The sequence below is a fragment of the Paraburkholderia dilworthii genome (assembly GCF_000472525.1).
GTDB classification, from domain to species: domain Bacteria; phylum Pseudomonadota; class Gammaproteobacteria; order Burkholderiales; family Burkholderiaceae; genus Paraburkholderia; species Paraburkholderia dilworthii.
Genome location: NZ_AWZT01000089.1, coordinates 1 through 10699 on the forward strand (window position 1 = coordinate 1; position 10699 = coordinate 10699).

Below are 10699 nucleotides of genomic sequence, written 5' to 3' on the forward strand. Positions count from 1 at the left end.
GGTTGCCGCCAAGACAGAGGATCAGCAAGTGATGCTAAGCCTTCATCGTATGCGCTCGTTGCTCGTCAAGTTTCGAACAATGCAAATAAATCAGCTGCGCGGGTTGCTGTATGAATTCGGCGTTACCTTTCGCGCAGGGCGCGTTGCAGGGCTCGATGAGATCAGGGAGCGCATGGCAGAACTCGAAGACACGCTGCCACGATCAATAGTTCTGAACCTCCTCGAACAGTTGCGTCGCATCAACCTGTTTGAGGAAGACATCAATCAACTCGAGAAGAGGATTGGTGCATGGCAGAAGCAGGAAGCGGCGTGCCGTGCGATTTCCGAAGTACCGGGAATCGGCCGCCTGACTGCAACGGCCTTAGTCGCAACAATTGGAGATGCGAAGACATTCAGGTCAGGCCGCGAGTTCGCAGCGTTTCTGGGGCTCGTTCCTCGTCAGAACGGTACGGGCGGAAAGATACGGCTCGGCTCGATCTCAAGGCGCGGTGTGTGAAAACGCACTCATCGCCTAAACTGAATCAACTCATTGAGACCGGGTGACTCATGAAGCGATTCGTTGAAGGCGATGACCGCAAGCAGGTCGCACTACTTCCCGAATGCGTCGATGACTACATCGGCCAGGACAACCCGATCAGAATCGTCGACGTGTTCGTGGACGAACTGGACCTCACGACTCTCGGCTTCAACGGCACCACGCCCGCAATCACCGGGCGCCCGTCCTACCACCCTGGCGTGATGCTCAAGATCTATATCTACGGGTATCTGAACCGGGTACCCTCAAGTCGGCGTCTTGAGCGCGAATGCCAACGCAACGTCGAGTTGATGTGGCTGACAGGACGTCTGGCGCCAGACTTCAAGACGATCGCCGACTTTCGCCGCGACAACGGGCCGGCCATTCGCAACGTATGCCGTCGCTTCGTCGAGCTGTGTCGAGGACTGAAGCTGCTATCGAGCGACATGGTCGCCATCGACGGCAGCAAATTCAAGGCGGTGAACAGCCGCGACAGGAACTACACGGCGGGCAAGATCGACAAGCGTCAGCAACAGATTGAGGAAAGCGTCCAGCGATACCTCGACATGATTGAAACCGCAGACCGGACCAGTCCGACAGGTTTCGATGTGAAGACCGTGCGCCTGTACGGGAAGATCGCTCTGTTGCGCCAGCGGATGCGTGAGCTCGAGCAAATCAAAGCGCAGCTGAAGAAAGAACCTGACGGACAACTGTCGCTTACCGACCCGGATTCCCGCTCTATGACCAGCGGTGGCAAAAAAACCGGAACTGTCGGCTACAACGTGCAGACCGCCGTGGATACGAAGCACCATCTGATCGTGGAACATGAGGTGACGAATATCGGAGGCGATCACGGGCAACTCAGCAGGATGGCCGTGTCAGCGAAGAAGGCGATGGGCAAGCCGGGGCTGAAGGTGCTAGCTGATCGAGGCTACTACAGCGGTCCGGACATCCGCGCCTGTGAACTGGCTGGGATCACCACGTATGTCCCGAAACCACTCACCTCGGCGTCAAGGAAGAACGGGCTCTTTACCAAGCGCGACTTCATCTACGTTGCCAGGAACGATGAGTATCGATGCCCCGCTGGTGAGCGCGCAATTCTTCGATTCAAGACCGTTGAGAAAGACATGAACCTGCGCGTGTACTGGCCCAGCGCATGCCCGCGTTGCCATCTCAAGGAGCGATGTTCCCCCAGCGACTACCGCCGCATCCGACGATGGGAACACGAACATGTACTGGAAGCCATGCAGCGTCGACTCGAGCGCATGCCCGATGCAATGACCATTCGAAGAAGCACGGTCGAACACGTCTTCGGCACGCTGAAGCATTGGATGGGGGCCACCCACTTCCTGACCCGGACGCTGGGACGGGTGAGCACCGAAATGAGCCTTTAGGTGCTAGCCTACAACCTCAAGCGCGTCATCAATATACTGGGGGTCGCCGGAATGATGAAGGCGATGAAGCTGGCTACCAGCTGAGGCCCCGAGGGGCTTCTTGCGGCCGCGATGTTCGATTAGCGCAAGCTCGGCGCGTCCAACCTGATCGATCCGACCGGCAACGTCGCCCTCAGCGGTTGAAATGGAGTTTCCACACGCCCTCGGCCATGAACAGTCATTCCGCGTAACTGCCATCATCTGCGACAATCCTCCCCGTCTTAATCATTCGAGGTGGTGAGAATGCTGACGACCGTTGCCCTAACGCCTGTTGACTTCAAGCGTTGGGCAGAGCATCTCACCCGGCAGATCGCTGAATCGGGGCGCGCCGGACGGCCATTTTTTTCCCCGTTCGAAGCCGTTGATTTCGAATCACCCGAGCGTCGCGCTCGCTTCGAAAGTCGCCTTTCGATACCTTTGCCTCAGCCAACATGGATGAGAGCATGGGCGATCGAAGGCCCCGATGAACGCTTCATCGCACATCTTGACCTGAACGCCTCCAGCATACCGGCCGAGAAACATCGCGCCACCCTTGGTATCGGCGTCGAGGAGGGCTTTTATCGCAGAGGCCTTGGGCGAAAGTTGATGCTGGAAGCCATAGAATTCGCGACACGTAACCACATCGAATGGATCGACCTATCTGTTTTCAGAGATAACCAGGCTGCGATCGGCCTTTATCGATACTTTGGGTTTGAGGAAATTGGCCGACGCGATGACAGATTTCGTATTTCCGGGCGCTCAGTCGACGACATTTCCATGACCCTACGGATTAAGGGTTAAGGTAACCGACTGGCTTCGGGCCAGCTTGGGACATTCGACATAGACCCCCTCCATCGCTGACAATGGACGAGCATTCTGTCGTCTGAGCATCGTTGCAGACCGTCCATGTAATCTCGTTCTGTCGCCAGACCTTGTTGACTTCCTTTCGAATAATTTCGGTTGACACCGGTAGAAAAAATTGGAGTAGGTAATGTTGATTGCCGAAGTACAGTCTTTCGACGAGCTAACGGCAGAACAGCTGATGATCAATGTGATCAACACGAGTGTACGAGCCGACGACGCGGAAAAGACGGCATTTATCGCGAACGTTCAAAAAAATTTGCGGTTGGCGATCAATAGCCCGACGGAATGCGTGCACTTAAAATGTGTCATCAACCAAGCCATCGTTGGCGTCGTGCTCGTCAGGAAGTTCGGGAACTTGTGCAGTCTGTTCGTTGACCCGCAGGTTCACGGAATGGGGATCGGTCGCGCTCTGTTGAATGAGGCGATCAAGCAATGCGCAATGAAGAGTGATGTTCCGTACGTCCGGGTCAATGCCGCAGCTAACGCTGTTGGTTTCTACGAGGTCATGGGTTTCAAAGCGCTGGAAGATCAGCATGGTCGAGATTCGAGCACGGCGATGGATTTGGCCATTCAGCCCTTAAAGAAGGTAGTCGCAAGCTAGCACCGAAGTAGTTAGATCCGCGAGTCGAGTGTCCGCTTTCGCATGGCTGCGACCGTCTCATGTGGGTCGGGTTATGCCCTTCGCATGCGCCGCGCGCCCGCGACACTTGCCGGACCGGGTCGTGGGACGCAGTGCGGCCAAGAGCCGCCGGTCGAGGTCGCCATCAAATTTGAATAACCAAGGTCTCGTCTGTGCTCGCTCAATGGCCGGTCTCCGGCCAGCGAATTACCGGTGGCACTGCCTCAACCCGGTCACGAACGGTCCTTCAGATTCTCTTGGCGAATGTCTGCTAATCCGCCAGCGTCTCGCCGCCATCCGCTCTCAGAGATTTGGTCAATTTGGCTTCGGTGCTTCCGTGACGGCTCCGATCGGCTGAGCATGAGCAGAGACCGCTGCGACGACACGATTCCGCCCCATAGCCTTTGCCGAATAAAGCGCCGCGTCGGATCGCGCCATCAGGTTTTTCAGCGATTCGCCCGCCTCATATTCCGAGACGCCAGCGCTGAACGTGCACTCCACTTCTCCGCCGGGGATGGCTAGCGCAGCCGTAGCAATTTGCAGGCGCAAACGATCAACTATTGCAACAGCGTCTGCTCCGGAGGTTTCGGGCAACAGGACCGCAAACTCTTCCCCGCCAAGACGCCCAAATATATCGCCTCGCCTGATACCCTTCGACATGATGGAAGCGAAGTGAAACAGCGCGCTGTCTCCGACTGCATGACCGTGTCCGTCGTTTATTGCTTTGAAATGGTCAATATCAAGGATTGCAACAGCCAAGCGCAACCTTGTACGGTTCGCATGCGCTAGCAGCAATTCGGCGCGAGCCATAAACTCGCGCCGAACGAGCGCTCCGGTCAGATCATCAATAGTCGCCAGCCGCTCCATCCGTTCAGCCATGCGGTCATACGCGAGCATGACTACACCTATCGAAAGGCACGGCAAGGTTAATATGCCGATGCCGATATACGCGACGTTCATAGGTGTCAGGTCTAGAACGTGTGGGTGCTGTTCCCAGCCTAGACCGGTCACGATCGCTCGAGCAATGTAGACGAGCCCTCCGAGCACCGCGACGAAGGCTAGGAATTGATAGCTGTACCGAGGCCGATGCGAGGGACGCATGATGTATACCGTCCAGCCGATACATAGACGAAAGTAGCCAACGAAGGCAGCCATCGAAATAATCAGGGCATCCGGGTTCGGCGAAACATAGGTCCAGTAAACAAAGCCAATCACCAGAATGACGTATGCCACAACCGCGTGGGGTTGCGAAGGGCGAAGGGCGAAAAACTTTCTGAAACCTTGCAGCGCTACAACTGGGATGGCTGCAAGGAGCGCACTGGATATGAGAATAGCCATGGGCGTTGGGGAGGCGCCACACGACGCCAGAACAACCAATGCGGACACGGCCAGAATGTTTGCACCGAACCAGCGGTACAGCCCTGGAATCCCGGACAGCGAGCTCAATATGAGTACGCTCACGGCGGTCGACATGATTCCGACAATATAAAGACCGACAGGGCTGAACATAGCTTTGCGGTGTGAACCTTTCCCCAGGATTAGAGCAAGGCGGAATGGGGAGCGTCCTGTTGCGTTCGAACCGATCTTTGTAAACATTGAAGCCCGCCTAAGTGGGCGGGCTGAATCCATGTCGGGGAAGACATGATAAGTCGTGGTAAGTATAAACCCCTAATGCCAGATTAGGTGGGCCGACACGGACTCTTGCACCGGTTCCACCCGTAGTCGGTCCGACATCGGCCCGGTCTTCGACATAAGACCTGTGAACGTTGGTGGGCAGCTAGAGGTGCGGATGGACCCGCAACCGGCATGTCCAATGGGATTACTTCTCGTGAACACGCACGGGACTAACCATTGAGCGGCTCGATTTGAGCAAGCCGAAACGGCCGCTCTTGAACGTGGCGGAGACGTTCGCAAATATTCGCCGAAGGACCGGAATGGGTCGGGAGTACGCACTGACGATGGGCCGCTTCGGGGCAGCGAAATTCCATTGGCCGCTTTCTAGCGATGAGTTTGAAGAGCGGACTGACGCAGCCCGACCGACAAGGGACATTCGCCTCCGTCGAAAGTGGTCGTCGCGCGCCGCTCTCGAACCGCTGGCAAAACGATCGACCCTGCAGATCGGCCGTGAGCCGCAACGCGTCAGATATCGGTTAAGACCGGCGGTCGATAGTGTTATCCGTTCGCCTGTTCTTGATCGGGGGCCTCTGCTCTACCGCCGTCAAAACTCGCCGTTCGCCACGCTCGAAGGCAAGCGGCAACTGTCTCGTGACGCCCCTTCGCAGCATCGAGTTCCTTGCAAACGGTGTCAGAAGGCAGAGCACACGCGCAAGCCGCCAACTCCGGCAGCGGTTATTATTCGACTTCATAACCTCGGCTCGGCACGTCCCAGGATCGTGTCGATGGGTGCCGGGCGGTGCCGCAAAAAGCCCTGTGCATAGTCGATCCCGATTTCGCACAACAGTCTTTCGACGGCCGCTGTCTCGACAAATTCGGCAACGGTCTTCTTGCCGGTTATGCTCGCCACTTCCCGGACACACCGTACCGTAGCCTGATCGACGCGGTCATCTTCCAGATTGCGGATGAACTGCCCGTCGATTTTCAGGTAATCGACGGGCAGGCTCTTCAGATAGGCAAAAGACGAAACACCGCTACCAAAATCGTCCAGCGCGAAGCGAATGCCGTAGGCGCGCATGGATTCAAAAAACAATTTTGCATCACTCAGATTGGCGATGGCGGCGGTTTCAGTGATCTCGAAGCACAGCTTGTGATGATCGAATGCCATAGCCCCAATCAAATTCAGCACGTACAAATGGAAGTCGCGGTCCCCGATCGACTGGCCTGACAGGTTGATCGCCATGCTATCAACATGTGATAACGCTGCCTTATGCCGGGCCATCCATTCGAAGACCTCACGCACCACCCAGCGATCGACACGCGACGCGATATGAAAACGCTCGGCGGCGGGCAGGAACGCACCGGGTGAAATCAATTGCCCATGATCACCGACCAGTCGTAACAACACCTCACCGTGTATGCCTCCGGTGTAATGGCCTAATGGCGTGATCTGCTGCCAGTGCAGGACGAACTGACTTTGGTCGAGTGCCCGTTCGAGCCGGCGGACCCATTGCATGTCTGAGCGATGCGACTCGATCATCTCGTCGGCGGCAAAGTACGTGTGCACGCGGTTGCGCCCGCCCTGCTTGGCAGCAAAGCAGGCGCTGTCAGCCGCTCGCAGCAATGTCGCCGTCGTCGGCCAGCGCTGATCGACCGACACCAGCCCGATGCTGGCGCCAATATGAAGACGATGGATCCCCTGTTGAAAGCGGATTGCATCGATTTCCTCACAGATTTCTTGCGCGACATCTTGCGCCGCGGCAGTGGAGCCGCGCGCGATGATCAGACCGAACTCATCACCACCCAGGCGAGCGAAGGTATCGCTTTTGCGAACAAATCGCCCGATTACGCCGGCAACCTGCTTGAGCAGCCGGTCTCCGGCCGCATGCCCCCCCGCATCATTGACCAGCTTGAAATGGTCCAGATCTATGTACATCAATGCGTATTCCGCCTCCTCTTTGTGAGCGGAGGTCAGCGCAACTTGCAGTCGACGCTCGAATTCGTCACGATTAACAAGTCCTGTGAGCGTGTCATGCGTCGCACGGTACATCATCTCGCGATTCAGGCGGCGCTGCTCCGAGACGTCACGAAAGACCAGCACGACCCCTAGGGTCTCGCCGGCGGCGTTCCTGATCGGTGCAGCAGAATCCTCAATGAAATATTCGTCGTCGTCGCGGCTTGTCAGCACCGCATGAATGGTCACATCAACCGCGCTGTCCGTAGCGAGGCACCTCTCCACGGGGTTCATGTCCCGCATGCCGGTCGTAGCGTCAATGACGCGAAACACAGTGGTAGCCGGCATGCCCCGAGCCGCTTCGTTAGCCCATCCCGTGAGTTTTTCTGCGATCGGGTTCAGGTACTCGACTCGGCCTTGGGCATCCGTTGTGATCACACCGTCTCCGATTGAATGGAGCGTCACGCGCAATCTTTCACACTGCTCGGCCAGCTCGTATTGCATGCGCTTGCGTTCGGTCACGTCCTCGATCACAGTCAGCGAGAGCGGGGGAGCACCATCCATGTCGCGCTCAAAATAAGACGACAAGAGTATGTCAATCACGGTGCCGTCCTTCTTCACCGCCTGGTATTCGATATCTTCACATCGGCCGGTCTGAAAGAGATGGGGGAGGACGGTGTCGGTGGCGTAGATGCGTGAGGCTGGCGTCAGGAAGTCAGCCCACATGCGACCAATCACCTCGTCGCGCGTATAGCCGAGAGTCGTCAGCCAGATATCGCTGACGGATACCAGGCGCCCTTGTGAATCGATCGAATGCAACATGGCCGGGGTGGCCTCATACAGCATCCGGTAGCACCGCTCGTCGGTATCCAGCGTTGCTTGCCTGGACGATTCGTGGTCCAGTGTGGCGAGGATGACATTTGTGAGTTCAAGCAGCGCCGAGTGGTATTCGGCGGGCAACGGCACATCGTCCATCAGTGACATGGCTTCTTCAATACCCTGCCCGAATGACTTGGCGACCGCAGCGCGCTGCAACGTCGTGAGGTGTTGCAAGGCTGCATCAAGAAACTTGCCCAGAACCATCGCCCGGGCGCCGAGAGCGCTCACGGTTTTCGTGTTGACGGTGACGAGCTTGCTCATTCGTTCAAGCGCGTCGTTAGCACTGTCCATTTTGAGATCCGCTTAGAACGCCTGCCAGTCTGCAGTACGGTGCCGGTCGCACTCAGTGTCTTTGGCTTTGTCAATGCTGCACGGGAGGGATTGGGAACTTTCGACTCGGTCCGCCGCGGTTCCCCGTGCGGGTCAATCACGCGTGGCTCAGATAACCTCCTGTCATCGACCTTGAAGAAGGCCACCGCTTCACGCAAGCCCTGCGCCTGCTGAGCCATCGACTGTGCCGCCGCCGAAGCCTCCTCCACTAGCGCGGCATTCTGCTGGGTCACCTGGTCCATCTGGCTGACCGCCTGGTTCACCTGCTCGATACCGGTGCCCTGTTCTACCGACGCCGACGAGATTTCGCTCACGATATCCGTCACACGTTTCACCGACTCAACGATCTCATTAATGGTGCTGCCTGCTTCCTCAACGAGCTTCGAGCCAGCGTCTACCCGATTGACCGAGTCGCCGATCAGGTCCTTGATTTCCCTGGCGGCAGCGGCACTGCGCTGCGCGAGCGTGCGGACTTCGCCGGCCACGACAGCAAATCCCCGCCCCTGTTCACCGGCACGAGCCGCCTCTACCGCCGCGTTGAGGGCGAGGATGTTGGTCTGAAAGGCAATACCTTCGATCACACTGATGATCTCGGACATTTTGGCGGAACTGCCGGAGATCTCGCGCATCGTCTCAACCACACGTCCGACGACCTCGCCCCCGCGCTGCGCGATGCCCGACGCCGTGCCGGCGAGCGTCGCTGCCTGCTTCGCATTGTCTGTGTTATGACGGACCGTGGCGGTAAGTTCCTCCATGCTCGAGGCCGTTTCCTCCAGGGATGCCGCCTGCTGCTCTGTGCGGCTCGACAGATCCAGATTGCCTTGCGCGATCTGCGCACTCGCAGTCGCCACGCCCTCGGCGTTCTCACGCACTTCGGACACGACCCGCAACAGGGCATCGCGCATTGCCTTCAGCGATGCCATCAGGCTGATCGTGTCGCCGGGCCGTAGCTCGATGTTCGCGCTCAGATCACCGGCTGCGACGCTCTTGGCAAGGTCGGCCGCAATCGCTGGCTCGCCCCCCAGTTGCCGGGTAAGACTGCGCGTCATCCAGACGCCGATTCCAACACCGGTCAAGACAGAGAAGACCACCAGAAAAATCATCAGATTGCGGCTTTCGTCGTACAGCGCCTGGTTAGATTCGGCCGCTTCTTTTGCGTCTCCCTGTTTCAAATTCACCAGGGTGCTCATCAGGTCCTCGGTCTTGATGGACTTCTGATGGTATTCGCCCAACAGATAATCCGTCACGCCTCCTCGATCTTGGAACGACGCGGCGTCGATCCTGACTTTCATCTCCTGGTAGGCCTGGACGTACTCTCGCCAGCTCTGGTCGACAGCGGCGAAGGCAGCCTTTCCTTTCTCCGTGTAAAACAGCGGCTCAACTTTGTCGAGGCTTTCGCGCGCCACGGTCAACTTTTTTTCCGCGTCGCCCAGGAAGGCGGCACGTTGCTCCGTGCTGGAAACCAGAATGGCGTTGCGTAGCAATTGGCCAGCTCTCACCACATCGGTGTTCGCGTCTTGGACTAGGTTGAGTCCCACCAGATCAAAGCGATAGGTCCTGTTGCCGTTCTCGTTAATTTGCGCCATGCTGCGGATGCCAATCCCGGTGACGACTGCGCCGATGGCGCACACGAGGATAAAGGCGCTGATCAGCTTGGTGCCGAGTTTCATCTCGCCAAAATTCATCTTGTTATCTTCTCGAAAGTAAAGGACCAAAATACGGTGTGCGTGTGACCGTTGAGACAAGCCCGTTTCAACTATGAAATGCAGCTGGAGCAAGGCCATCTGGTCGGCAAGCCGGCCTATGAAGTCGCTCAAAGCGTTCGGAAGCTCTAGGTACTGCGGCTGATTCGCCGCCCTTAGCGAATCGCCGTTGCCAGTAGGGTCTGCGCTCAATCGACAGGATCGTAAGGGTCGTCCCTAATTCCACTCAAGTGAAAGAAATTTCATTTTGAGGCGCCAGCAAATTGCCGTCCCAATAACCTCGCCCAGCGACAGCGAAGCCAGTTCGCACATTTACGGATTAAAGGTCATCGGCGCGGCGCACCGGTTGCTTTGCGCCCACAAGCGACAAAGGCAAATCCCGAAAGCAGCCGCACAAACGTTGCACTGCCACGCGTTCGAGGCATGCCGTTGTCCGTTTGCAGCTCACATGCTTTAATGGGATCATCTACTTCCCATGCCCCGCCCCGTCATGCCACTTTTTGAACCAATAACGCTGAATACCCCGCGCCTCATTCTGCGGCCGCTTCGTGATGAAGACGGGCAAGCGCTATTCGCGATATGGTCGGACGCAGATGCGATGCGCTTCTCGTTTCCGGCGATGACCCGCTTAGATCAGGCAGCGGACCGCATCACGCGTCTATTAAAAAAATCAGCTGACGGCGAGGACNTCGTTTGCGCGGTCGAATTGCAGACAACCAGCGAATTGCTCGGCACTTGCATGCTCTTTCATGCGGACGAGCAATGTCAACGCGCGGAAATAGGCTTTAGTCTGCAACGCGTGCATTGGAG

The 10699-nt window shown here is 57.3% G+C and carries 6 protein-coding genes and 2 pseudogenes; 5 read left to right on the forward strand and 3 right to left on the reverse strand.

All coding sequences use genetic code 11. The features are described from left to right. The 4 genes and pseudogenes from F759_RS0134310 to F759_RS40330 form a co-directional block, all read left to right on the forward strand. Nucleotides 1-490 (forward strand): annotated as a pseudogene (locus F759_RS0134310) (IS110 family RNA-guided transposase); the annotation flags it as partial. A gap of 56 nt (nt 491-546) precedes the next feature. Continuing rightward, a pseudogene (locus F759_RS0134315) lies at nt 547-1992 on the forward strand (IS1182 family transposase). A 198-nt stretch (nt 1993-2190) separates the two neighbouring features. Next, nucleotides 2191-2727 (forward strand): GNAT family N-acetyltransferase, encoded by a 537-nt coding sequence (locus tag F759_RS0134325; RefSeq protein ID WP_051377577.1) that lies wholly within the window; start codon nt 2191-2193, stop codon nt 2725-2727. 190 nt (nt 2728-2917) lie between these two features. Next, complete coding sequence (locus F759_RS40330; protein ID WP_027803768.1) at nt 2918-3391, forward strand: GNAT family N-acetyltransferase; 474 nt, start codon at nt 2918-2920, stop codon at nt 3389-3391. 333 nt (nt 3392-3724) lie between these two features. On the opposite strand, the gene F759_RS0134335 is transcribed toward F759_RS40330, so the two are convergent. The 3 genes from F759_RS0134335 to F759_RS39610 form a co-directional block, all read right to left on the reverse strand. Further along, nucleotides 3725-5005 (reverse strand): GGDEF domain-containing protein, encoded by a 1281-nt coding sequence (locus F759_RS0134335; RefSeq protein WP_244438993.1) that lies wholly within the window; start codon nt 5003-5005, stop codon nt 3725-3727. 766 nt (nt 5006-5771) lie between these two features. Beyond that, complete coding sequence (locus tag F759_RS39605) at nt 5772-8147, reverse strand: EAL domain-containing protein (protein WP_084534443.1); 2376 nt, start codon at nt 8145-8147, stop codon at nt 5772-5774. Then, nucleotides 8114-10081, reverse strand: a complete 1968-nt coding sequence (locus F759_RS39610) for a methyl-accepting chemotaxis protein (protein WP_274533510.1) — start codon at nt 10079-10081, stop codon at nt 8114-8116. Before F759_RS39610 ends, F759_RS39605 begins: the two co-directional genes overlap by 34 nt. Before the next feature lie 298 nt (nt 10082-10379). On the opposite strand from F759_RS39610, the gene F759_RS41785 reads away from it, so the two are divergent. Next, on the forward strand, nt 10380-10699 hold a 320-nt coding region (locus tag F759_RS41785; RefSeq protein WP_027803770.1), incomplete at its 3' end, for a GNAT family N-acetyltransferase.